Below are 24,325 nucleotides of genomic sequence, written 5' to 3'. Positions count from 1 at the left end.
CAGATTAGCGCCACCCGTAAAGCAGCAAGAACGATGTAGAATAACGACAGCGCGAGTGAGAAGCAATATATATAGCGATTGAATAAGTTCGGGCGAAATGAATAACCCGCAGCACTTTATTTGTATATGCTTATTAGCGGATAATTGGTAGTGAATATATTAGCTTTTTATATGCTGGATAGCATCGACGCTATCCAGCATAGTATGACAATTAACGACCGGCTTTCAACTTCTGGTAATACTCTTCATAAATAGCGCTGGCGCTGCCGACATCATTTTGCCATTCGCCTTTTTCGATAGTGGCGGCATCCGGATACAGCGATTTATCGTTGGCGACTTCCGGGCTGAGCATTTTGCGCGCGGCCAGGTTCGGCGTCGGATAACCGATAGTTTCAGCTACCTGTTTCGCGACATCAGGGCGCAACAGGAAGTTAATTAGCTTCAGCGCGCCGTCAACGTTTTTGGCATTCGCCGGAATAGACAGGCTATCCATCCAGAAGATGCCGCCTTCTTTTGGCCAAATCACTTCCAACGGGGTACCTGCCTGACGCGCGACATAAGCGGAACCGTTCCATACCATGCCGAGGTTCACTTCGCCTTCCATATACGGGTTTGCCGGGTTATCGGAGTTGAACGCCGCGACGTTTGGCATCAGTTTTTTCAGCTCGTTATAAGCCGCTTCAATCTCTTTTGGATCGGTGGTGTTACCGGAATAGCCCAGTTTACGCAGCGCCATCTGGAACACCTCGCGCGCGTCGTCGGTCAGCAGCAGGCTGCTTTTATATTCCGGTTTCCACAGGTCGGCCCAACTGGTCACGGTTTTCGGGTCGATAGCATCGCTATTGACGCCGATTGCCGTCGCGCCCCAGATGTAGGGAATCGAGTAGTCGTTATTCGGATCGAAAGGTTTATTCAGCATCTGCGGATCGAGGTTGCTGAAGTTACTCAGCTTGCTCTTATCAATCTTTTGCAGCATACCTTCTTTACGCATTTTGTCGACGAAATAGGTCGATGGCACCACCAGATCGTAAGCGCCATCTTTATAGGTTTTGAGCTTGGCGTACATGGTTTCATTCGACTCGTAGGTCGAATAGATCACCTTGATGCCGGTCTCTTTGGTGAACTGTTCCAGCAGGCCTGGCGGCACGTATTCGGTCCAGTTATAGAAGTAGAGCGTTTTGCTATCGTCTGCCTGCGCGGCGCCCATGCCTAAAGCCAGAGCGCCCGCAGCGAGCAGGTGGCGTGACCATTTTTTCATTTTGACGTCCCCTGAGTTTTATCACGTGCAATTAACTGACTGGCGATGACCATCACCAGCGAAAGAACCAACAGAATCGTCGCCAGCGCGTTCACTTCTGGCGAAACGCCGACCTTAACCATGGAATAGATCTTCAGCGGCAGGATTTCATAACCCGGACCGGTGACAAACGAAGAGACCACCACGTCATCCATCGACAGGGTAAAGCTCAACAGCCACCCGGCCGCTACCGCCGGCAGCGCCAGCGGCAGGATAATTTTGCGCAGGATGGTCATCTCGCTGGCGCCGAGGTCTTTCGCCGCTTCCAGCATGCGCACATCAAAGCCTTTCAAGCGTGAGAACACGGTTACCACCACGAAGGGCAGGCAGAAGGTGATATGCGAAAACAGCAGCGACCAGAAACCCAATTGAATACCGATCAGCATAAACAGCACCAGCAGGGAGATAGCCATCACGATATCCGGCGACATCATCACGACGAATAGCATTCCGCTGACGAACGGCTTACCGCGAAAACGGTAGCGATACAGCGCCACGGCGGTGAGCGAGCCGATAAGCGTGGCGAAGGTCGCCGACAACACTGCCATGGTCAGCGAATGCTGGGCGGCCTGCAGCAGGCTATCGTTATTCATCAGCAGGCTATACCAGTCGGTGGTGAAGCCTTGCCAGTTGATGCCAAAGCGCGAGCGGTTAAACGAGTTAACGATCAGAATAATAATAGGGATGTAGAGATACGCGTAAATGGCGGTCATAAAGCCGCCGCGCAGCAGTCGACCGATCATTCCAGCTCCACCTTTTTATTCAGCAGGCGCGCCGCGCGCCAGTAAATCAACAACATCAGCCCCATCACCAGCGTTAAGGTGATACTGGTCGCCGCGCCGAACGGCCAGTCGCGGATATTCAGGAACTGACTCTTGATAACGTTGCCGATCAGCAGGTTTTTGGCGCCGCCCATCAGGTCTGAAACATAAAAGAGCCCCATTGCCGGCAGCATCACCAGCAGACAGCCGGCGATAATTCCCGGCATGGTGAGCGGTATAATGATGCGGATAAAGGTCTGCAGCTTGCTGGCGCCGAGGTCTTTTGCCGCCTCCAGCAGCGGACGATCCAGTTTTTCAATGCTGGAGTAGAGTGGCATCACCATAAACGGCAGCAAAATGTAGACCAGGCCGATGATCACTGCTGACGGCGTGTACATAATGCGTACCGGCGTATCGATAACCCCTGACCACAGCAGGAACTCATTCAGATAGCCTTTGGTACTGAGGAAAATCTTCAGCCCATAGATACGAATAAGCGAGTTAGTCCAGAACGGAACGATCAGCAGGAATAGCAGCAGCGGGCGTACTTTTTGCGGCAAGCGCGCCAGAAACCACGCGAACGGATAGCCCAACGCCAGGCAGGCGAGGGTCGCCAGCAGCGCCATATTCAACGAATGCAGCAGCACATCGTAATAGAGCGGATCCAGCAGCCGCGAGTAGTTATCGAGCGTGAAGACCATTTTGACGAAGTTCGCATCGTCGCGGGTCAGGAAGCTGGTGGCGATGATCATCAGGTTGGGCAGAAAGACGAACAGTACAAGCCAGCCCACGATGGTGGCGATCACCACATTCTGGAATTTACTGGTGTTCTTCATCGGCCAGCACAACCTCCCAGCTTTCTACCCAATTAATGGCCATTTTCTGGTCGAGCGAGTGGTCAAAGTCCGGATCGTCTTCATTGAAGAATTCGCTGACCATGACCATCTTGCCGTTTTCCAGCTCAACAACCGACTCAAGGGTCATTCCCTTGTAGTTGCGCTCGCGCACGTAGCCGATAAGGCCGTCCGCTTCGCTACCGTGATGAATTTCATCAACGCGTAGATCTTCCGGACGGAGCAGTACGTTCAGCTGTTGCCCTTTTTCAACGGCGAAGTTGACGTAGATATTGCACTCGCGGCCTTCGACGCAGGCGCGTACGCGCTGTTCATCCAGGCGTTCAATAACGGTTGCGTTGAATATGTTGATTTCGCCAATAAAACTGGCGACGAACAGATTCTTCGGCTCTTCGTAGATTTCACGCGGGGTACCGTCCTGCTCGATTTTGCCATCGCGCATTACCACAATGCGGTCGGACATCGTCAGGGCTTCTTCCTGGTCATGGGTGACGAAAACAAAAGTGATGCCGAGCTTGCGCTGTAGCGCTTTGAGTTCGTTCTGCATCTGCTTACGCAGCTTGTAGTCGAGCGCCGAGAGCGACTCATCAAGCAGCAGCAGACGCGGTTTATTGACCACCGCCCGGGCGATGGCGACGCGCTGCTGCTGGCCGCCGGAGAGCTGGTGGGGTTTGCGTTGGGCAAACTCCTCCAGCTGTACCATTTTCAATGCATCCACCACCCGCGGGGTGATTTCTGCCGCCGGGGTTTTTTGCATCCGCAGGCCGAAGGCAACGTTTTCAAACACCGTCATGTGCGGGAATAGCGCGTAGCTTTGGAATACGGTATTGACGTGGCGGTTTTCCGCCGGGACATGGGTGATATCCTGGTCTTCCAGGTGGATACGTCCGACATCGACGCTTTCCAGACCAGCGATTAGACGAAGAACGGTTGTTTTACCGCAGCCAGAGGGGCCAAGCAGGGTGAGAAATTCACCATTATTGATGGTTAAGTTGAGATCGGAGATAACGGTCTTACCATCAAAGCTTTTGCGAATTCCCGCGAGTTGTACCAGCGGAGAAAGCGAACGCGGTTGTATATTCAATTTTTGACTCTGTCCCATGTAGACGCAACGGAAAAGGGATCGCTGCGGGGTTTGTGATTAACCACCTTTGGGGTTGCACATAATTAATAAGGGCCAGCATTTTACGGCAAACGATTGTAATCGCCAATCATTGTTGTTCTGCGGTGTATCACCTTTACACAGAATGCACGCAAATGTATTAAATTTTGGTTTACGGGCTAAAAATGACCTGACGCAATATTTGTCTTTTCGCCCTTATTGATAATGTTGTCACAAAAAAAGAGGGTGGCCACATGGATAAATTGCTTGAGCGTTTTCTGCAGTATGTTTCTTTAGATACGCAATCGAAGCCTGGCGTACGTCAGGTTCCCAGTACCGAAGGGCAGTGGAAGCTGCTGCGTTTGCTGCAGAGCCAGCTGGAAGAAATGGGGCTGGTCAACGTGACGCTAAGTGAGAAGGGTACGGTGATGGGGACGCTGCCGGCCAATGTCGCAGGGGAAATCCCGGCCATCGGTTTTATTTCCCACGTCGATACCTCGCCGGATTTCAGCGGTAAGAACGTGAATCCGCAAATTGTTGAAAACTACCGCGGCGGCGATATCGCCCTCGGCATCGGCGATGAAGTGTTGTCGCCGGTGATGTTCCCGGTTCTGCATCAGCTGTTAGGCCAGACGCTTATTACCACCGACGGTAAAACGCTGCTCGGCGCCGACGACAAAGCGGGCATCGCTGAGATCATGACGGCGCTGGCGACGCTGCAGGCGAAAAAAATCCCTCACGGTGATATTCGTGTTGCTTTTACGCCGGATGAAGAGGTCGGGAAAGGCGCGAAGCACTTTGACGTTGCCGCGTTTGATGCCCGCTGGGCGTACACCGTTGATGGCGGCGGGGTCGGTGAGCTGGAATTTGAAAACTTCAATGCCGCGTCGGTCACTATCAAAATCGTTGGCAATAATGTGCATCCAGGTACCGCGAAAGGGGTGATGGTTAACGCTTTATCGCTGGCGGCGCGAATTCATGCCGAAGTGCCCGCCAATGAAGCGCCGGAAACCACCGACGGTTATGAAGGCTTTTATCACCTGACCAGCATCAAAGGCAGCGTTGACCGGGCGGAGATGCACTATATTTTGCGTGATTTCGATCGCAAGCAGTTTGAAGCGCGTAAACGCAAAATGATGGAGATCGCCAAAAAGGTCGGTAAAGGGCTGCACCCTGACTGCTACATTGAACTGGTGATCGAAGATAGCTATTACAACATGCATGAGAAGGTGATTGCCCATCCGCACGTAGTGGACATCGCGCGTCAGGCGATGGTGGACTGCGATATCGAGCCGCAGATAAAGCCAATACGCGGCGGTACCGACGGCGCCCAGCTCTCGTTTATGGGATTACCGTGCCCGAATCTGTTTACCGGCGGCTACAACTATCACGGTAAGCACGAGTTTGTCACGCTGGAAGGCATGGAGAAAGCCGTGCAGGTGATTGTGCGGATTGCGGAGTTGACGGCGAAACGCTAAACCAGAGCCCGATCCTGTAGGCCCGGTAAGGCGTGAGTCGCCACCGGGCAAAAAGAGTCCATATAAGCTGAAGAGGAGGGAACCTCTGATGTCAAATTATCGCCGTAGTTATCTCCCTGGCGGCTGCTGGTTTTTCACCGTAAACCTGCAAAATCGCCACAGCGATCTGCTGACACGACATACTGATCATCTTCGTGCCGCGATAGCCTGTGCTAAACGTAAGAGACCTTTCCAGATTAACAGTTGGGTTGTGTTACCTGAACATATGCACTGTATTTGGACGTTGCCGGAAGGTGATTCCGATTATTCTGGTCGTTGGCGGGAAATTAAAAAGTCTTTTACGCGTGCGTTAGCGCAGAGCCAGATCTGGCAGCCGCGTTTTTGGGAACATGCTATCCGTAATGATGAAGATTATCGGCGTCATATGGATTACGTTTATATCAATCCAGTGAAACACCGGCTTGTCGGACGCGTGAGTGATTGGCCATATTCAACGTTCCATCGTGATGTGAGGCTGGGGTTATATCCTGAGGATTGGGCAGGGCACATCGCCGAAATGGATGCCGGAGAGCGGCGGTAATATGCCGGATGGCGGCTACGCCTTATCCGGCCTACGGTGCTGATGCCATTTGTAGGCCCGGCAAGCGTAGCGCCACCGGGCAGGGTGTGGTTGATGCCGTTGTAGGCCCGGTAAGCGCAGCGCCACCGGGCAGGATGTAGGTTGATGCCGTTTGTAGGCCCGGTAAGCGCAGCGCCACCGGGCAGGGTGTGGTTGATGCCGTTGTAGGCCCGGTAAGCGCAGCGCCACCGGGCAGGATGTAGGTTGATGCCGTTTGTAGGCCCGGTAAGCGCAGCGCCACCGGGCAGGATGTGGGTTGACGCCATTTGTAGGCCCGGTAAGCGCAGCGCCACCGGGCAGGCTGTCGACTCAGTCCTCGAAGAACCAATAGCCGCTGTTGACCAGCGCCGCCAGCATGGCGAGGAAAGATGGGTCTTCCAACGCATCGCCGAAATGTTCGGCACGCAGCGACAGATGCGTTGCCAGCGCGTCAAGCGCCGGGCGGTGCGGAGAATTGATTTTCTCGCCGTTGACGAACACTTCGCCATCGATTCGCAGCACGCGCAGGCCGCCGAGGCGGGCGAGCTTATCGCCCTGCTGCAGCGCATCGTAAATTTCATCTGGCTGATATGGCGGCTCCGGCGGCGCCACGTCAAGCTCGTGGCGGGATTGGGTAATGAACTCGCCAAACCACTGCTTAAAGTGCTCAGGCTGGTTAATCAGCCCCAGCATCATCTCGCGCAGACGATCCAGCTCAACCGGCAGAATATCGGCCGGATGGTCGCGGGATGGCACGTCCGGGTCGGCATAGCGCTGACTACCCAGTTCTCGTTGCAAAATATAGTCAGCAAAGCCGCTGAACAGCTCGCGAGCGTTCGGCGCACGATAGCCGACCGAATAGTTAAGCGAATTTTCCAGCGAATAGCCTTCATGCGGGAATCCAGGCGGAATGTAGAGAATATCGCCAGGCTCCATCTCTTCATCGATGATGGCTTCAAACGGATCAACCTGCAGCAGATCCGGATGCGGGCAGTGCTGTTTCATCGGCACCTTTTCGCCCACGCGCCAGCGCCGGCGGCCGGTACCCTGAATGATAAACACATCGTATTGATCAAGGTGCGGGCCCACGCCGCCGCCGGGGACGGAGAAGGAGATCATCAGGTCATCGATACGCCAGTCCGGTAGGGCACGGAAGGGATGCATCAACGCCGCTGTCGGCTCGTGCCAGTTGTTCACCGCTTGCACCAGCAGCGACCAGTTGTTTTCGCTAAGATGATCGTAGCTTTCAAATGGACCATGGCTGACCTGCCATTTTCCGTCCTGATGACTCACCAGACGGCTGTCGACCTCGCTCTCCATGGCCAGACCGGCCAGTTCATCCGGGCTGATTGGGTCGATGAAATTGGCGAAGCCACGCTTTAACACTACCGGGCGTTTTTGCCAGTAGCGTTCGATAAAGTCGGGCCAGTTAAGCGTTAATTGATAGTCCATATTTATATTCCACAGCAGGTGTCTGTCTGGGATTATAACGGATGCGACGCCGCGGTGATGCAGGCGCCGTTAAAAAACTGTTGCGTTAGCTCTCTTTATCATCAGGAAGTTGTCGGCCAAAGATAACTTCCATGCAGGCGCCGCCGAGCAGGCTGTCGCCGGTCAGGATATCGCCATCATACTGTTCGACGATATCGCGGGCGACAGACAAGCCTACCCCCTGACCCGGACGCAACGTATCGGCGCGCTGGCCGCGATCGAACACCGCCGTGCGCTGGTTGCGGGGAATTCCTGGGCCGTCATCCTCCACCAGAATATGCAGCTGGTTGTCGTTGGTCTGGCGTACCGAGACTTCGACAAATTCCAGACAGTACTTGCAGGCGTTATCAAGCACGTTGCCCATCACTTCCATAAAGTCGTTCTGCTCGCCGACAAAGCTTATCTCCGGCGAAATATCCAGCGTGATGTTAACCCCTTTACGCTGGTAGACCTTATTCAAAGCCGAGGTCAGGCTATCCAGCAGCGGGGCGATCGGGTGCAGTTCGCGGCTGAGAAGCGCATTGCCGCTGCGCATGCTGGCGCGGTGCAGATAATAGCCGATTTGCTGTGAGATGCGGCTAATCTGCTCCAGCATCACCGGCTCTGCTTCGCTGACGCTAATTTTCTCGCCGCGAAGCGAGCGTAGGGTGCTTTGCAGCACCGCCAGCGGCGTTTTCAGGCTGTGGGTTAAGTCAGTAAGGGTGGTTCGGTATTTGTCGTAGCGGTCGCGTTCGCTTTTCAGCAGGCGATTAAGGTTGCTGACCAGACCGGTAAGTTCACGAGTGGTGTGAGAATCGAGCCTCTCACGATGATGTTCTTCCAGTTCGCGGACCTCTTTCGCCAGTGATTCGATAGGGCGTAAACTCCACCAGGCGGCAAGCCACAGCAGCGGGATGACCAGCAGCAGGTTAGCCGCCAGCACGTAGATAAACCAGCTCCACACCATATAAGAGCGTTTAAGCTCCACCGGAATGGTGTCGACCACCACAATGCTTAATTGCGGCATCTTCGCGGTGGCCGGATAGAGATTAATCGCCACCGAGTGCGTCATCTCCGAGGAGTCATCTTCCTCGCGGATGGCGTCAAGCTGCTCGCGAATTTCATCATTATTGCGCAGCAGCATACTACTGCTGCCAACATCGGCTTCGATTTCATGAAAACCGTTGCTTTTCAGCCATTCAGGTTGGATCCGCTTCACCAGCCAGGGGACGTCATGTTGTGCCCACAGCAGTTTACCTTTGGCGTCGTAAATCAGCGTCACCGTCGGGCTCTGCATATTCAGGTGTTCCGGAATATCGACATCGATGTGGTTATTTTCCCACTTCGCCAGCATGTAGAACAGGTTGCTCTCGCCGCGCAGCAGACGGAAAGTGGTTTTATCGAAACTGACGCTGTAGCCTACCAGCGCAACCATGCCGTAGGCCAGCGACAGGATCAGCACCACGGCGGCCGTCGCCAGCAGGAAGCGGACGCGCAGTGAAAGCGGGAGAATATGTCGCAACACGCCTTTCATCCGCGCAGTTCGAATAAGTAGCCCTGACCGCGCACGGTGGTGATCACCTCTTGCGGATATTGCGTCTGGATTTTCTTACGCAGCCGCCCCATCAGCACATCAATAGTGTGGCTTTCGCGGAGTTCGGCATCCGGATAGAGCTGCAGCATCAGCGAATCTTTGCTCACCACTTTGCCGCGGTTACGGATCAGCGTTTCCATAATGGTGTACTCAAAGGCGGTGAGCTTAATCGGCTGGTCATTGACCGATAATTCGCGGCGCGATAAGTCAACCTGGAAAGGCGGAATCGAAATTACCTGTGACGCCAGGCCGCTATTGCGACGCAGCAACGCCTGCATGCGGGCGGCGACCTCTTCGATATGGAAGGGTTTGGTGACGTAGTCATCGGCGCCGGCGCTCAGCACCTCGACTTTATCCTGCCAGCCTTCACGGGCGGTCAGTACCAGTACCGGTACCGATACGTCGTGACTACGCCAGCGGCGGATCAGCGACAGGCCGTCTTCATCCGGCAGGCCAAGGTCAACGATGGCGACATCCGGGATATGCTCGCCCAGGTAGTAATCTGCTTCCTTTGCATCTTCCGCGGCATCCACCTGATGCCCCAGTTCCTGTAGCTGGACCTTGAGGTGATGGCGCAGCAGAGCATTATCCTCAACGACGAGTACGCGCATGCCCATTCTCCATTTCATTTTCGATTTGAATAGTTTAACGCGATTATGTGGCGCTGGGGGTAAACATTATTTAAACCAGGCGGGAGAGAGATTTTTTTGCGTGGAAAGTGGAAGGTTGCCAGGTAGCATGTGCGAAGAGATTGCCCATGCTACCTGAGGCAGGCTGGTTACTTCAGCTCGTCGACCATGGTGATCGCGCGGCCGATGTAGTTAGCCGGGGTCATCGCCTTCAGGCGGATTTTTTCTGCTTCTGGCAGCGGCAGGCCGTCGATGAACTGCTGCATACCTTCGGCGTCAACGCGCTTACCGCGGGTCAGCTCTTTCAGCTTCTCGTACGGCTTTTCGATACCGTAGCGGCGCATCACCGTCTGGATCGGCTCAGCCAGCACTTCCCAGTTGTGATCCAGTTCGTCCAGCAGACGATCCTGGTTCAGCTCCAGCTTGCTCACGCCTTTCAGAGTGGATTGGTACGCGATCAGCGCATAGCCGATACCCACGCCGAGGTTACGCAGCACGGTGGAGTCGGTCAGGTCGCGCTGCCAGCGGGAAACCGGGAGCTTGCTGGCCAGGTGCTGCATCACGGCGTTCGCCAGGCCCAGATTGCCTTCGGAGTTTTCGAAGTCAATCGGGTTCACTTTATGCGGCATGGTTGAAGAGCCGATTTCACCCGCGATGGTTTTCTGTTTGAAGTGGTTGAGCGCGATGTAGCCCCACACATCGCGATCGAAATCGATCAGGATGGTATTGAAGCGCGCGATGCAATCAAACAGTTCGGCGATGTAGTCGTGCGGTTCAATCTGGGTGGTGTACGGGTTCCACTGAATACCCAGTGAGGTAACGAACTCTTCGCTGAACTGATGCCAGTCAACTTCCGGATAGGCGGCGATGTGGGCGTTGTAGTTACCGACCGCGCCGTTGATTTTACCGAGGATTTCCACCTGGTTCAGCTGACGGTACTGGCGCTCCATACGGTAGGCGACGTTAGCCATCTCTTTGCCCATGGTGGACGGGGTCGCCGGTTGACCGTGGGTACGAGAAAGCAGCGGCACGTCACGGTATTGGGTCGCCAAATCTTTAATCGCGTCAATCAGTTTACGCCAGTACGGCAGAACCACTTCGTCACGTGCGGTTTTCAGCATCAGCGCATGCGACAGGTTGTTGATGTCTTCAGAAGTACAGGCGAAGTGAATGAATTCTGACACCGCGTGCAGCTCGGCGATATCGGCGACTTTTTCCTTGAGGAAATATTCTACCGCTTTCACGTCGTGGTTGGTGGTGCGTTCGATGGTTTTGATACGCTCCGCGTCCTCTACGCTGAAGTCGGCAACGATTTTATCAAGGAAACCGTTTGCGTCGGCAGCAAAAGCAGGAACTTCCTTGATCGCTGCGTGCGCGGCCAGTTTTTGCAGCCAGCGGACTTCTACCTGTACACGGAATTTCAGCAAACCGAATTCGCTGAAGATACCGCGCAGCGCGCTGACTTTATCGCCGTAGCGGCCGTCTACGGGGGAAACGGCGGTCAGTGAGGATAATTCCATAAATCATAACTCCGGGGTTAAATGAGCAAGAATTTGTTTTGCCTGGTTAACCAGACGATTGCGAGAAAACATGAGCTGCAGACGTCCGCCGCCAACCTGATGCCAGAGCACGGCGGAACGAATGCCGGCGAGCAGGGTAGAGCGTACCTTCGCCTGAACCTGCGGGCTTTGCAGCACGGCAGGAGAACCGGTGACCTGAATGCGCGGCCCCAACGGGCTGATGACGTCAACGTAAATGCCAGCCATCGCGCTGAGCAGCGTTTCAGATTGTAGATCAAAATGTTCCAACTGACGGCGCAGGCCGCCGATGCGGTTGCCGAGAGTATCCATCGCCCCTTTGCTGGCGGCGAGTTTACGTTCCAGCACCATCAGGCTTAATGTGTAGCGGGTGAGTTCCGCGTTGAGGCCCTGACGGCTGCTGGTATTCAGCACGCCGAGCAGAGTCTCAAGCCCGAGACGAAGATTGGCTTCACTACCACCGAATACCGCCAGCGTTGAATCCGGGTCGAGATCGATGATGCTGTTCAGCGAAACGTGCAGGGCGTCGCTGTCGCAATGCCCCTGATGCGCCAGTTGCTGAACCAGCCGCGCTGCCTGGCATACGCCCGCCAACGCCAGAGTGATGTCATAATAATTCTTCGCCACGCTTACTCCTTGTAACCCGCCGGGCGTTAATCAGGCGTCCGGCGGAAAATGGTCGATCAGGATACCAGCGGCAGGCGCTGTTCGATAATTCCGCCGCCGAGGCACACTTCGCCGCTATAGAATACAGCCGACTGTCCCGGCGTCACGGCGGCGACGGGTTCATCAAAGATAACTTCGATGCGGTCGTCATCCAGCGCCTTCACGGTGCAGGGGATGTCGGTCTGGCGGTAGCGGGTTTTTACCGTACAGCGAAGGGTGCCCTGAAGCGGCTGACGATCGACCCAGTGTAACTGCTGGGCAATCAGGCCGACGGACATCAGACGCGGGTGATCGTGACCCTGGGCGACAATCAGCACGTTGTTTTCCACGTCTTTATCGACCACGTACCATGGATCTTCGCTACCTTCTTTGGTGCCGCCGATGCCGAGCCCTTTACGCTGTCCGAGGGTGTGATACATCAGCCCCTGGTGTTCGCCTATCTCATCGCCATCGACGGTGATGATTTTGCCCGGCTGCGCAGGCAGATAGCGGCCCAGGAAGTCGCGGAATTTACGCTCGCCGATAAAGCAGATGCCGGTAGAGTCTTTTTTCTTCGCAGTGATCAGATCCAGTTCTTCGGCGATTTTGCGCACCTGCGGCTTTTCCAGCTCACCGACCGGGAACAAGCTTTGCGCGATTTGTTCGTGGCTGAGGGTGTAGAGGAAATAGCTCTGGTCTTTATTGCCGTCGAGCCCGCGCAGCAGTTGGCTTTTGCCGTTGACATCGGCGCGGCGCACGTAGTGACCGGTGGCGATGTAGTCAGCGCCGAGATCTTCTGCGGCAAACTCAAGGAAGGCTTTGAATTTGATCTCTTTGTTGCACAGGATATCCGGGTTCGGCGTACGGCCGGCTTTATACTCTTCGAGGAACAGCTCAAAGACGTTATCCCAGTATTCTGCGGCAAAGTTGACGGTATGCAGTTCAATACCGAGCTTATCGCAGACGGCTTGCGCGTCGGCGAGGTCGGCAGCGGCGGTGCAGTATTCCTCACCGTCGTCTTCCTCCCAGTTCTTCATGAACAGGCCTTCCACCTTATACCCTTGCTGTTGCAGAAGGTAGGCGGAAACAGAGGAATCGACGCCGCCGGACATGCCGACGATCACTTTTTTTGGACTTTCTGACATTGGAATACTCACCACATTGAACTTCAAGGCGGCGTATTCTAGCACGCGCTAACCGTTCAGGCACCCCCTGTGAACGGCCAGTTAAATTCCGCAATCAGCGACAGCGGATGCCGCGGATCCTGCTGATAGCTGCGAATGCTTTCCGCCACCAGCGGCGAACGCAGGTTTTTCGCGTTAAGAATTTCCTCAGCACCGAGCCACAGACAGCGATCGATGTCGCTGTCGTGCGGTTCAGTCGCGCACGTATCGTTAAGCTCAATGGCAAACAGGAAGCGCAGGAACGGCGTGTTATCCGGGGCCTGCCACTGGTGCATGCGGATGAAGTGCTGCGGCGCGGCGCGAATACCGGTCTCCTCCCACAGTTCGCGCTCGGCGGCCTGCGCCAGGGTCTCATTGGCTTCGAGATGACCGGCTGGCTGGTTCCATAGCGCTTTGCCGTTAATTGTCTCTTCAACAATCAGGAATTTGCCTTTGGCGTGAACCACGCAGGCGACGGTGACGTGCGGTTTAAACATCGAGCTTCCTTATGAATGCTGTTATTCGGTTTGACGCCACTCGCCGTTGGCTAAACCATCAAGCGTATAGCCGCCCATGGCGTAGCGAATCAGCCTTAGCGTCGGAAAACCGACGTGGGCGGTCATCCGGCGAACCTGACGGTTGCGTCCCTCATAGAGGGTGATTTTTAGCCAGCGAGTGGGAATCGATTTACGCTCGCGAATCGGCGGATTGCGCGGCCAAAGCCAGGCGGGTTCATCCACCAGCTCCACGCCGGCGGGTAGGGTGGGTCCATCGTTTAGCGTCACTCCGTCGCGCAGTGCGCGGATCGCTTCTTCTGTAGGTTCGCCTTCCACCTGAACGTAGTAAATTTTGCCGGTGCGCTTACCGGGCTGGGTCAGTTTTGCCTGTAGCGCGCCGTCGTTGGTCAGCACCAGCAGACCTTCGCTGTCGCGGTCAAGACGACCGGCGGCGTAAACACCGGCGACAGGAATAAAATCCTTCAGCGTGCTGCGCCCGGACTCGTCGGTAAATTGCGGCAACACATCGTAGGGTTTATTGAACAAGATCACAGTTTTAAGCTGGCGTTCTTTACGTTGTCTGGTCACTTGTTGTGTGCTGAATCGCTCAACGCGATGTTTTCTAAATGAAGTTTTCTGCATGGTATTTTCAGGCTCTCTCAATTGCCGCATTATAGCCTAATTACGAATGCCTTTCATGGACGCAAACATTCAGGTAGTATTGACATGCTCATTACAAATTATTAACAAAAAATTGCTCAAACCGATTCGCAATACAGGCAGGAAGGCAACACGGACGCGAATCTCCGGTTAGCGGGGCGACCCGGTACTCAGGAGTAGGCCGACTAAGCCAACACCAGGCTCGCGTGAAGAGGGAAGAGCAGAACCAGAAGCGCTCGAAGGAGAGGTTAATGGAAAGCAAAGTAGTAGTTCCGGCGGAAGGTCAGAAAATCACCCTGCAAAACGGCAAACTGAACGTCCCTCATAACCCGATTATCCCGTTCATTGAAGGCGACGGTATCGGTGTCGACGTTACCCCAGCGATGCTGAAAGTGGTTGATGCCGCCGTTGAGAAAGCCTATAAAGGCGAGCGTAAAATTTCCTGGATGGAAGTTTACACCGGTGAAAAATCTACCCACGTTTACGGCCAGGATGTCTGGCTGCCTGCTGAAACCCTCGATCTGATTCGTGATTACCGCGTTGCTATTAAAGGTCCTCTGACGACGCCAGTTGGCGGCGGCATCCGTTCTCTGAACGTGGCGCTGCGTCAGGAGCTGGATCTCTACGTTTGCCTGCGTCCGGTACGTTACTATCAGGGTACCCCGAGCCCGGTTAAACACCCGGAACTGACCGATATGGTTATCTTCCGCGAAAACTCCGAAGATATTTATGCGGGTATCGAGTGGAAAGCAGATTCTGCCGAAGCTGACAAAGTTATCAAATTCCTGCGCGATGAGATGGGCGTGAAGAAAATTCGCTTCCCGGAACATTGCGGTATCGGCATCAAGCCGTGCTCTGAAGAAGGGACCAAACGCCTGGTACGCGCCGCTATCGAATACGCGATCACCAACGATCGTGATTCCGTGACCCTGGTGCACAAAGGCAACATCATGAAGTTCACCGAAGGCGCGTTCAAAGACTGGGGTTACCAGCTGGCTCGCGAAGAGTTCGGCGGTGAGCTGATCGACGGCGGCCCGTGGGTGAAAATCAAGAACCCGAACACCGGCAAAGAGATCGTAGTTAAAGACGTGATCGCCGATGCGTTCCTGCAGCAAATCCTGCTGCGTCCGGCTGAATACGATGTTATCGCCTGTATGAACCTGAACGGCGACTACATTTCTGACGCCCTGGCGGCGCAGGTTGGCGGTATCGGTATCGCGCCGGGCGCCAACATCGGCGACGAGTGCGCGCTGTTCGAAGCCACCCACGGTACTGCGCCGAAGTATGCCGGCCAGGACAAAGTGAACCCAGGTTCCATCATCCTGTCCGCAGAAATGATGCTGCGTCACATGCAGTGGTTCGAAGCCGCAGACCTGATCGTTAAAGGCATGGAAGGCGCCATCGCCGCTAAGACCGTGACCTATGACTTCGAACGTCTGATGGAAGGCGCTAAGCTGCTGAAATGTAGTGAGTTTGGCGACGCGATCATCAAAAACATGTAATCCAGTTTTCTGGGGTTATGCAAAACGGGAGCCTCAGGGCTCCCGTTTTTATTTGCTGTGTACCGGGTTATCCATAATTAAATAACAGTGAGCTATTCATGTTCGCTGCCGCTTGCTACGGTAATTCATCAATTGGCTTTATTGATTGCCATATTTTACCTGGTTATTCAGGTTATTATTATTAGAGGTGATATGATGAAAAAGATTATTTTGACCCTGGTATTAGTATCAGCAAGTATTTCTGCGTTTGCGGGTTATCATCCGGTCGCAAGGACCGCAGCCGTAGCCTCAGCCGATCATCCGGTGGCGGTAGCGGCGGCAACCAGCGATAACGGCAACCATCCGGTGGCGCGCACCGCGGCTGTCGCTTCGGCTGACCATCCGGTGGCGGTGGCGGCGGCAACCAGCAATAACGGTCGCCACCCAGTTGCGCGTACCACGGTTGTCGCTTCAGCGGATCATCCGATAGCGGCGGCGACAGTCACCAGCCATTAATAATCGTCTTCCCGGCGCCACGCCGGGATTTAGCTACCGCTCACGTCAGCGCATCGATTTCCTTTCCTGCTCCGTTTTACGCTATATTGGCGCTATTATCGTAAATTATCTCTTTATCACAGGTAACATCTACCATGGCTTTGATCCCCAAAAACTATGCCCGCCTGGAAAGTGGCTATCGCGAGAAGGCGCTTAAAATTTATCCATGGGTCTGCGGACGCTGCTCGCGCGAGTTTGTCTACTCCAACCTGCGTGAACTGACGGTACATCACATCGATCACGATCATACCAATAACCCGGAAGATGGCAGCAACTGGGAGCTATTGTGCCTCTATTGTCACGATCACGAGCACTCCAAGTATACCGAGGCCGATCAGTACGGCACCAGAGTAGTGGCAGGTGAAGATGCGCAAAAGGATGTCGGTGAAGCCACCTACAATCCTTTTGCTGATTTAAAAGCCATGATGAATAAGAAGAAGTAGTCACGCTTCGTCGTAATAGAGCACAGCCTGGCTGCTAATTGACGCCCAGGCGCAGGGCTAAATCCTGCGGGTAGGGATCAAAATAGTTTTGCGCCTGCAGATAGCGGTCGGGATACTCGGCCAGGTAGTGCTTAAGCAGCGTCAGGGGCGCCAGAATAGGGAGCAGCCCCGCGCGATAATCCAGTATTACGTCACGCAGCTCGCCGCGCTCACGGCTATTCAACCTTTCGCGGAAATAGCCCTGAATGTGCATCAGCACGTTGGTGTGGTTTTTCCTGGAGGCGGTGTTTTTCAGGATCGCCATCAGCTTATCGCGGTAGGCGACGAAAAAGGCATCCAGATCTTGCCATTGATGCATTGAGGCGACGAAAGGGCCGATTTCGCGATAGCCGGCCTGATGATGCGCCAGCAGCTGCAGTTTATAGCGGCTATGAAAATCCAGTAACCCCCGACGGGTCAGGCCATTGGCCCGCAGCGTATTCAGTTCATGCAGGGCGAAAAGACGCTCGACAAAATTCTCTCTTAGCTGCGGGTCATGCAGTCGTCCATCCTCTTCTACCGGTAACCAGGGATAGGCGTCCATCAACGCGCGGGTAAACAGGCCGGTTCCTTCTTTGCGCCCGCGGTTGCCTTTTTCATCATACAGGCGCACGCGTTCCATGCCGCAGCTCGGTGATTTGGCGCAGACGATAAAACCTGCTAATTCGCCGAGCCCAGGCAGGTAACCGGCGGTAAAGTCCGCCATTTTGCGCGTGACATCGTCGTGCGGTTCGCTGCTAAAACGCATCTGAATATCACCTGCACCGGTCTGCACCAGGCGCAGGGCCGGACGAGGGGAACTCAGACCGATGGCCATTTCCGGACAAATGGGTTTGAAGGTTACCCACGGCGCCAGTTCATCCATAGCGAATGGCAATCGTTTATGTCCGCCATCAAAGCGCACGGACGAGCCGGTTAAACAGCCGCTGATGCCAATGACAGGTTGCTTATTCATGGCGTACTCCTCGCTTTGTTCTCACTGTTTGGGCCATCGCGCAAAAACGGTTAGCCCGATACATTAAACTTACACAATCACGAATTTTTGTCCAAGTTTTTGGCGCGATTTTTTAGCGGAGAACATGGCGCAGGGGAGCAAAGCTATTTTTTACAGAGAGATAACGTCCAGAGAAATAACCAACTGACGCCAGAGATCTATCTGTCTCTGGCGGGCGGCGGTGAGCTGGCCCGTGGTCACCAGTAACCAGTGACGCTGAGGAAATATTTCCGGAGCCAGGGCGGCCGGCGGCATCGGCAGCACATCAATGCGATGACCTTGTCCGGTACGCATGAGCGCTTCCAGCCAGATTTCACATGGGTCGCTCAGGTGCCAGCCGGTAATCAGATAGTTATCGCCCGGCGCGCGTTTATCGCCTTCAAGACAAAAGGAGGTGTAGGAGATGATAATGCCGTCGAGGATCTCACGCAGGGTCTGCATCGCCGGCACATTAGCCGATACCTTACTGCGTAACGGGCGCAATACGTTGGTAACCAGCTCAGGGCGGGGATATTCCCGGCCGGAATCGTAGATCAGCTGGCGTAGGGATTCGATTTTTCCCTCTTTCAGCCGCTGCAGCATGTTGTCCTGCAGGACAAGCCAGTTATTGCCTGGGCCGCCGTCAGGGCGGGTCAACAGCGGTTTGACCTGGCTTACGGGAACCCCTTTTTTAACCCAGTCGAGAATTTTCAGCGCCAGCTGGACATCGTTATCGTTATAGAGGCGGTGGCCTCCATCGGTGCGCTCGGGTTTAAGCAGGCCGTACCGGCGTTGCCAGGCCCGCAGCGTGGTTGCGTTGATGCCGCAAAGACGGGAAAATTCGCCGATGGAGTAAGACATTGCAATTACCTGATAACCGAGACTGCTTCTAATATACTACGGATGACGGCCGGTTGAATGCCGTATTGCTGGTAATAAAGCGCGGGTCTTATGGTTTAAAATCGACCGTGACATTATTAAATCCTTGATAAGTTTCATCATCCGGCGCGGCAGGAATTTTAGCTTGCTTGATCGCAGCTAATACCTTGTCGCAGAGTTGCCGATCGCCTTTTTCTACGCTGGCGGAACTCACGGTGCCATCACGCTGCAGCGACAAACGAACCCGACAGCTTTGCCCGGAATATTCCGCGGAATCAGGCATTTTGGCCTTGACGGCGCTCATTATCTGATAAGCGTAGGTAGCCCTACTCGATGGCTTCGCCGAAGGGGTGCTGGCGAACAGATCGTCGACTTCGGTGGCGCTCGCCGCCGCGTGCGACGTGGACTGAGGATGATGACAGCCTGCCAGCAGTAAAGGAAACAATAACAACACCACCGGTGATTTGTTCAGCATGGTAACGCGTCCTTGTTTGTTTGGTATGGACCAATCATAACGGTAGGTCCAACGCCCTGATAGCTGCTAAACATAGGTGCTTCTACCGTTCGCTCACCGTTTCCCTGAGGACGATTCTCACGACGGTAAGCGCAGTGGCGGTGTTTGGGAGCCGGAGACGCTTCGTCGCCAGGCGCCGGGCGCCTGACCATACTGGCGTTTGAAGCTGCGGTTAAAGGATTGCTGGGAGTCGAAACCCAGTGCGATTGCCACGTTTAAAATGGGCTCGTCGCTGTTGGCTAAGCGTTCGACCGACCTTTGCAGCTTATGCATGCGAATATACTCAGCGAGAGGGTAACCGGTGTGCTCCTTGAAGATCCGCTGCAGGTGCCATTTTGAATAGCCCGCTCGCCTGGCAACGGTCTCAATATCCAGACGGCTCTCGAGATTGTTGTCGATCCAATCCAATAGATCGTGAATAACCGCAGCAGTGTTCATTTTGTTGCCCCCATGCAGAAAATAAAAGTACCTTTTACAATTGCATTTAAAGGTGGCCCGTTTGGGGATTAATTGCAAGTTTTATTGTTGCATTTAATGCCGTGTCGGGAACAGGCTTTTTTTTCGGCCTAAGAATAGCACATAAAGTGCAACAATTATTCTTGCACTTAGTTAAGCGCCTTCCTACAATCGCCGCGATAGTGTATTCGCAACTGTTACAGTTTTGTGGCGATGAACGACACAAATGGCCTCAAGCCTACCCGGACAAAGGAAGTGGCGCGGCGTCTCCCGCAGCGTCTTGTCCGGCGGCGATAATTACCGGAATAAAAATAATGAGCCTGCAAAAAACCTGGGGAAAACGTCATCTGACAGCAGTAGGTATGGTGCTACTCTCGGCGCTGCTCGCTGGCTGCGATGAAGGCGTCGCGCAAAACGCCGCGCCGCAAGCTCCCGCCGTCAGCGCCGCTGACGTGGTGGTGAAATCTATTAGCCAGTGGGATAGTTTTAATGGTCGGATTGAAGCGGTGGAAAGCGTGCAGCTACGACCACGCGTCTCTGGCTATATTGATAAAGTGAATTACACCGACGGTCAGGAGGTGAAGAAGGGGGATGTGTTATTCACCATTGACGATCGAACCTATCGTGCCGCTCTGGAACAGGCGCAGGCGAATCTGGCAAGAGCCAAAACACAAGCTAACCTGGCGCGAAGTGAAGCAAACCGCACCGATAAATTAATCAATACCAATCTGGTTTCCCGTGAAGAGTGGGAGCAGCGCCGCTCCGCCGCCGTTCAGGCGCAAGCGGATATTCGCGCCGCCCAGGCGGCGGTCGATGCCGCGCAGCTTAATCTGGATTTCACCAAAGTGACCGCGCCCATCGATGGCCGCGCCAGCCGCGCGTTGATCACCAGCGGTAATCTGGTCACCGCTGGCGATACCGCCAGCGTGCTCACCACGCTGGTGTCGCAAAAAACGGTTTATGTCTACTTTGACGTGGATGAGTCGACCTATCTTCACTACCAAAATCTTGCCCGTAGCGGGCAAGGGGCCTCCAGCAGTCACCAGGCATTACCGGTTGAGATCGGCCTTGTGGGCGAAGAGGGTTACCCTCATCAGGGTAAAGTGGATTTTCTGGATAATCAGTTAACGCCGAGCACCGGTACGATCCGCATGCGCGCGCTGCTGGACAATTCGCAGCGTCTGTTCACGCCAGGGCTCTTTGCCCGCGTCCGCTTGCCGGGCAGCGCTGAATTCAAAGCCACGCTTATCGACGACAAAGCGGTACTGACCGATCAAGACCGTAAATATGTCTATATCGTTGATAAAGAAGGTAAAGCTCAGCGTCGTGATATTACGCCAGGGCGGCTTGCTGCCGGTTTACGTATCGTCAAACAGGGGCTGAACCCAGGCGACAAAGTTATCGTCGATGGCTTACAAAAAGTGTTTATGCCGGGAATGCCGGTTAACGCGAAGACCGTCGCCATGACCACCAGCGCCGCACTTAACTGATCCCTTTTCTGAGAATCCGATCTATGGACTTTTCCCGCTTTTTTATCGACAGGCCGATTTTTGCCGCCGTGCTGTCGATTTTGATTTTTATTACCGGTTTGATCGCCATTCCGCTATTGCCGGTCAGCGAATATCCTGACGTCGTACCGCCCAGCGTGCAGGTGCGGGCGGAATATCCCGGCGCCAACCCGAAAGTGATTGCGGAGACCGTGGCGACGCCATTGGAAGAAGCCATCAACGGCGTCGAAAATATGATGTACATGAAGTCCGTAGCAGGCTCTGACGGCGTACTGGTAACTACCGTCACTTTCCGTCCGGGAACCGATCCCGATCAGGCGCAGGTTCAGGTGCAAAACCGGGTATCACAGGCCGAGGCGCGTCTTCCGGAAGATGTGCGGCGTTTAGGTATCACCACCCAGAAGCAATCGCCAACGCTGACGCTGGTGGTGCATCTGTTTTCGCCCGGCGGTAAGTATGATTCCCTGTATATGCGTAACTACGCCACGTTGAAAGTCAAAGATGAACTCGCGCGTCTGCCCGGCGTCGGCCAGATCCAGATATTTGGCTCGGGCGAATATGCGATGCGCATCTGGCTGGATCCCAATAAGGTTGCGGCGCGCGGGTTAACCGCATCGGATGTGGTGACGGCGATGCAGGAGCAAAACGTTCAGGTTTCCGCCGGTCAGTTGGGCGCCGAGCCGCTGCCGAAAGAGAGCGATTTTTTGATCTCTATTAACGCTCAGGGGCGTCTGCATACGGAAGACGAGTTTGGCAATATTATTCTGAAAACGGCGCAAGACGGTTCGCTGGTGCGCCTGCGCGACGTGGCGCGTATCGAAATGGGCTCGGGTAGCTATGCGTTACGTTCCCAGCTTAACAATAAAGACGCGGTGGGGATTGGTATTTTCCAGTCGCCGGGGGCGAATGCTATCGATTTGTCTAATGCCGTACGCGCGAAAATGAACGAACTCTCCACCCGTTTCCCGGAAGATATGAAATGGGCGGCGCCTTACGATCCGACCGTGTTTGTGCGCGATTCCATTCGTGCGGTGGTGCAAACGCTATTGGAAGCGGTGGTGTTGGTGGTGCTGGTGGTGATTTTGTTCCTGCAGACGTGGCGCGCGTCGATTATTCCGCTGATCGCGGTGCCGGTATCGGTGGTGGGTACCTTCAGCATTCTTTATCTGCTGGGCTTTTCGCTGAATACCCTGAGTCTGTTCGGGCTGGTACTGGCGATCGGTATCGTCGTGGATGATGCCATCGTGGTGGTGGAAAACGTCGAACGAAACATCGAAGAGGGGCTGGCTCCGCTAGCGGCGGCGCACCAGGCGATGCGCGAAGTCTCCGGGCCGATTATCGCTATCGCGCTGGTGTTGTGCGCGGTATTTGTGCCGATGGCATTCCTCTCCGGGGTAACGGGGCAGTTTTACAAGCAGTTTGCGGTGACGATTGCGATATCGACGGTGATCTCCGCCATCAACTCGCTGACGCTCTCGCCGGCGCTGGCGGCGCTGCTGTTAAAACCGCACGGCGCGGCGAAAGACTTCCCGACCCGGCTTATCGATCGCTTGTTCGGCTGGATTTTCCGTCCGTTTAACCGTTTTTTCCATCGTAGCTCAAATGGCTATCAGGGGTTGGTGGGCAAAACGCTCGGCCGACGCGGCGCGGTGTTTGTGGTCTACGTTCTGCTGCTCTGCGCCGCTGGCGTGATGTTTAAAGTCGTACCCGGCGGGTTTATTCCGACGCAGGATAAACTGTATTTAATTGGCGGCGTGAAAATGCCGGAAGGTTCTTCGCTGGCGCGTACCGACGCCGTGATTCGTAAAATGAGCGAAATCGGGATGAATACCGAAGGCGTGGATTATGCGGTCGCTTTTCCCGGTCTTAATGCGCTGCAGTTCACCAATACGCCGAATACCGGGACTGTCTTTTTTGGTCTGAAACCGTTCGACCAGCGTAAACACACCGCTGCGGAAATTAACGCCGAGATTAACGCCAAAATCGCGCAAATTCAGCAGGGCTTTGGTTTCTCGATTCTGCCGCCGCCGATTTTAGGACTGGGTCAGGGTTCCGGCTATTCGTTGTATATTCAGGATCGCGCCGGTCTGGGTTATGGCGCGTTGCAAAACGCGGTGAACGCGATGTCGGGTTCAATTATGCAGACGCCGGGAATGCATTTCCCGATCTCTACCTACCAGGCGAACGTGCCGCAGTTGGATGTGCAGGTCGATCGTGATAAAGCGAAAGCGCAGGGCGTGTCGTTGACCGACCTTTTCGGTACGCTGCAAACCTATCTGGGGTCATCGTATGTGAATGACTTTAACCAGTTTGGGCGTACCTGGCGCGTAATGGCGCAGGCCGATGGGCCGTTCCGCGACAGCGTGGAAGATATTGCTAATTTACGCACCCGCAATAATCAGGGCGAAATGGTGCCGATTGGCAGTATGGTGAATATTAATACCACCTACGGGCCGGATCCGGTGATTCGCTACAATGGCTATCCGGCGGCGGATTTGATTGGCGATGCCGATCCCCGCGTGCTCTCGTCCACGCAGGCGATGACGCAGCTGGCAGACATGTCTAAGCAGATACTGCCGAACGGCATGAATATTGAGTGGACGGATCTCAGCTTCCAGCAGGCTACGCAGGGCAATACGGCGCTGATCGTCTTCCCGGTCGCGGTTCTGCTGGCGTTCCTGGTGCTGGCGGCGCTGTATGAAAGCTGGACGCTACCGCTGGCGGTGATCCTTATCGTCCCGATGACCATGCTCTCCGCGCTGTTCGGCGTCTGGCTGACCGGCGGCGACAATAACGTATTTGTGCAGGTGGGGCTGGTGGTGCTGATGGGGCTGGCGTGTAAAAACGCGATTCTGATTGTCGAGTTTGCCCGCGAACTGGAAATTCAGGGTAAAGGGATCATGGAAGCGGCGCTGGAAGCCTGTCGCCTGCGTTTACGCCCGATTATCATGACCTCGATTGCCTTTATTGCCGGGACGATCCCGCTGATTCTTGGCCACGGCGCGGGGGCGGAAGTGCGCGGCGTCACCGGGATCACGGTATTCTCCGGTATGCTCGGCGTGACGCTGTTTGGTTTGTTCCTGACGCCGGTGTTTTACGTGACGCTGCGAAAACTGGTGACGCGTGGCAAACAGGCAAGGGACGTCTTGCCCGCGTAGGTCGCTGCAAATAACAAAAAACCGCCTTTTCGT

The 24,325-nt window shown here is 54.8% G+C and carries 23 protein-coding genes; 7 read left to right on the top strand and 16 right to left on the bottom strand.

Annotated features, from left to right (window positions below):
• Nucleotides 1-211 precede the first annotated feature (211 nt).
• The 4 genes from potD to potA are packed head-to-tail and all read right to left on the bottom strand — an operon-like array spanning nt 212 to nt 4,014.
• Complete coding sequence (gene potD / locus KGA69_RS20800; protein ID WP_020079135.1) at nt 212-1,258, bottom strand: spermidine/putrescine ABC transporter substrate-binding protein PotD; 1,047 nt, start codon at nt 1,256-1,258, stop codon at nt 212-214.
• Complete coding sequence (gene potC / locus KGA69_RS20795) at nt 1,255-2,040, bottom strand: spermidine/putrescine ABC transporter permease PotC (protein WP_045393735.1); 786 nt, start codon at nt 2,038-2,040, stop codon at nt 1,255-1,257. Before potC ends, potD begins: the two co-directional genes overlap by 4 nt.
• The gene (gene potB, locus KGA69_RS20790) at nt 2,037-2,894 is read right to left on the bottom strand and encodes a spermidine/putrescine ABC transporter permease PotB (RefSeq protein WP_041908286.1); all 858 of its coding nucleotides are present in this window, start codon (nt 2,892-2,894) and stop codon (nt 2,037-2,039) included. The genes potC and potB overlap by 4 nt, the downstream gene beginning before the upstream one ends.
• Entirely contained in the window at nt 2,878-4,014 is a 1,137-nt protein-coding gene (gene potA / locus KGA69_RS20785) for a spermidine/putrescine ABC transporter ATP-binding protein PotA (RefSeq protein ID WP_045393738.1), read from the bottom strand. The genes potB and potA overlap by 17 nt, the downstream gene beginning before the upstream one ends.
• Nucleotides 4,015-4,268: 254 nt before the next feature.
• Between potA and pepT the strand changes: the two genes are divergently transcribed.
• Both pepT and KGA69_RS20775 read left to right on the top strand, forming a co-directional pair.
• Nucleotides 4,269-5,492 carry a peptidase T gene (pepT, locus tag KGA69_RS20780; protein WP_045361297.1) on the top strand — a complete coding sequence of 408 codons (1,224 nt, stop codon included), beginning with the start codon at nt 4,269-4,271 and terminating at the stop codon, nt 5,490-5,492.
• 88 nt (nt 5,493-5,580) lie between these two features.
• Nucleotides 5,581-6,072 (top strand): REP-associated tyrosine transposase, encoded by a 492-nt coding sequence (locus KGA69_RS20775; protein ID WP_045393742.1) that lies wholly within the window; start codon nt 5,581-5,583, stop codon nt 6,070-6,072.
• Between the two features lie 348 nt (nt 6,073-6,420).
• Here the strand turns inward: KGA69_RS20775 and KGA69_RS20770 are convergent, their stop codons facing one another.
• From KGA69_RS20770 to rluE, 8 genes are all read right to left on the bottom strand, one after another.
• Complete coding sequence (locus KGA69_RS20770; RefSeq protein WP_045375085.1) at nt 6,421-7,542, bottom strand: ribosomal protein uL16 3-hydroxylase; 1,122 nt, start codon at nt 7,540-7,542, stop codon at nt 6,421-6,423.
• An 85-nt stretch (nt 7,543-7,627) separates the two neighbouring features.
• Complete coding sequence (gene phoQ / locus KGA69_RS20765; RefSeq protein ID WP_045393745.1) at nt 7,628-9,094, bottom strand: two-component system sensor histidine kinase PhoQ; 1,467 nt, start codon at nt 9,092-9,094, stop codon at nt 7,628-7,630.
• Nucleotides 9,091-9,765, bottom strand: a complete 675-nt coding sequence (gene phoP / locus KGA69_RS20760; RefSeq protein WP_047046826.1) for a two-component system response regulator PhoP — start codon at nt 9,763-9,765, stop codon at nt 9,091-9,093. The genes phoQ and phoP overlap by 4 nt, the downstream gene beginning before the upstream one ends.
• Before the next feature lie 167 nt (nt 9,766-9,932).
• Nucleotides 9,933-11,303 carry an adenylosuccinate lyase gene (gene purB / locus KGA69_RS20755; protein ID WP_045393751.1) on the bottom strand — a complete coding sequence of 457 codons (1,371 nt, stop codon included), beginning with the start codon at nt 11,301-11,303 and terminating at the stop codon, nt 9,933-9,935.
• A gap of 3 nt (nt 11,304-11,306) precedes the next feature.
• Nucleotides 11,307-11,948, bottom strand: a complete 642-nt coding sequence (gene hflD, locus KGA69_RS20750; protein ID WP_015367144.1) for a high frequency lysogenization protein HflD — start codon at nt 11,946-11,948, stop codon at nt 11,307-11,309.
• Nucleotides 11,949-12,004: 56 nt separating this feature from the next.
• Nucleotides 12,005-13,111: a tRNA 2-thiouridine(34) synthase MnmA gene (mnmA, locus tag KGA69_RS20745; protein ID WP_045393753.1), complete on the bottom strand. Its 1,107-nt coding sequence runs from the start codon at nt 13,109-13,111 to the stop codon at nt 12,005-12,007.
• Between the two features lie 56 nt (nt 13,112-13,167).
• Nucleotides 13,168-13,626 carry an NUDIX hydrolase gene (locus tag KGA69_RS20740; RefSeq protein ID WP_045393756.1) on the bottom strand — a complete coding sequence of 153 codons (459 nt, stop codon included), beginning with the start codon at nt 13,624-13,626 and terminating at the stop codon, nt 13,168-13,170.
• Between the two features lie 21 nt (nt 13,627-13,647).
• The gene (gene rluE, locus KGA69_RS20735) at nt 13,648-14,298 is read right to left on the bottom strand and encodes a 23S rRNA pseudouridine(2457) synthase RluE (protein WP_045393759.1); all 651 of its coding nucleotides are present in this window, start codon (nt 14,296-14,298) and stop codon (nt 13,648-13,650) included.
• Between the two features lie 239 nt (nt 14,299-14,537).
• Between rluE and icd the strand changes: the two genes are divergently transcribed.
• The 3 genes from icd to yajD all read left to right on the top strand — a co-directional run bounded on the left by icd (nt 14,538) and on the right by yajD (nt 16,765).
• Nucleotides 14,538-15,788 carry an NADP-dependent isocitrate dehydrogenase gene (gene icd / locus KGA69_RS20730; protein ID WP_015705065.1) on the top strand — a complete coding sequence of 417 codons (1,251 nt, stop codon included), beginning with the start codon at nt 14,538-14,540 and terminating at the stop codon, nt 15,786-15,788.
• A gap of 192 nt (nt 15,789-15,980) precedes the next feature.
• The gene (locus tag KGA69_RS20725) at nt 15,981-16,283 is read left to right on the top strand and encodes a hypothetical protein (RefSeq protein WP_227508957.1); all 303 of its coding nucleotides are present in this window, start codon (nt 15,981-15,983) and stop codon (nt 16,281-16,283) included.
• A 134-nt stretch (nt 16,284-16,417) separates the two neighbouring features.
• A complete protein-coding gene (gene yajD, locus KGA69_RS20720) occupies nt 16,418-16,765 on the top strand; it encodes an HNH nuclease YajD (RefSeq protein WP_015367133.1) in 348 nt (115 codons plus the stop codon).
• A 34-nt stretch (nt 16,766-16,799) separates the two neighbouring features.
• Here the strand turns inward: yajD and KGA69_RS20715 are convergent, their stop codons facing one another.
• The 4 genes from KGA69_RS20715 to KGA69_RS20700 form a co-directional block, all read right to left on the bottom strand.
• Nucleotides 16,800-17,759, bottom strand: a complete 960-nt coding sequence (locus KGA69_RS20715) for a YbgA family protein (protein ID WP_213292626.1) — start codon at nt 17,757-17,759, stop codon at nt 16,800-16,802.
• Nucleotides 17,760-17,909: 150 nt separating this feature from the next.
• Nucleotides 17,910-18,638 (bottom strand): MerR family transcriptional regulator, encoded by a 729-nt coding sequence (locus KGA69_RS20710; protein ID WP_047066487.1) that lies wholly within the window; start codon nt 18,636-18,638, stop codon nt 17,910-17,912.
• An 88-nt stretch (nt 18,639-18,726) separates the two neighbouring features.
• Nucleotides 18,727-19,131: a cell envelope integrity protein TolA gene (gene tolA / locus KGA69_RS20705; protein ID WP_045393769.1), complete on the bottom strand. Its 405-nt coding sequence runs from the start codon at nt 19,129-19,131 to the stop codon at nt 18,727-18,729.
• A 117-nt stretch (nt 19,132-19,248) separates the two neighbouring features.
• Nucleotides 19,249-19,608, bottom strand: coding sequence for a helix-turn-helix domain-containing protein (locus KGA69_RS20700; protein WP_045393772.1), 360 nt, complete (start codon nt 19,606-19,608; stop codon nt 19,249-19,251).
• Between the two features lie 332 nt (nt 19,609-19,940).
• On the opposite strand from KGA69_RS20700, the gene KGA69_RS20695 reads away from it, so the two are divergent.
• Together KGA69_RS20695 and oqxB are read left to right on the top strand one after the other, a co-directional pair.
• Nucleotides 19,941-21,116: an efflux RND transporter periplasmic adaptor subunit gene (locus tag KGA69_RS20695; RefSeq protein WP_213292625.1), complete on the top strand. Its 1,176-nt coding sequence runs from the start codon at nt 19,941-19,943 to the stop codon at nt 21,114-21,116.
• Nucleotides 21,117-21,139: 23 nt separating this feature from the next.
• Nucleotides 21,140-24,292 (top strand): multidrug efflux RND transporter permease subunit OqxB, encoded by a 3,153-nt coding sequence (gene oqxB / locus KGA69_RS20690; RefSeq protein ID WP_045393776.1) that lies wholly within the window; start codon nt 21,140-21,142, stop codon nt 24,290-24,292.
• Nucleotides 24,293-24,325 lie beyond the last annotated feature (33 nt).

The sequence above is a fragment of the Klebsiella sp. A52 genome (assembly GCF_018388785.1).
Taxonomy (GTDB): Bacteria; Pseudomonadota; Gammaproteobacteria; order Enterobacterales; family Enterobacteriaceae; genus Klebsiella; species Klebsiella aerogenes.
This window is presented reverse-complemented; position numbering and strand designations above follow the sequence as displayed.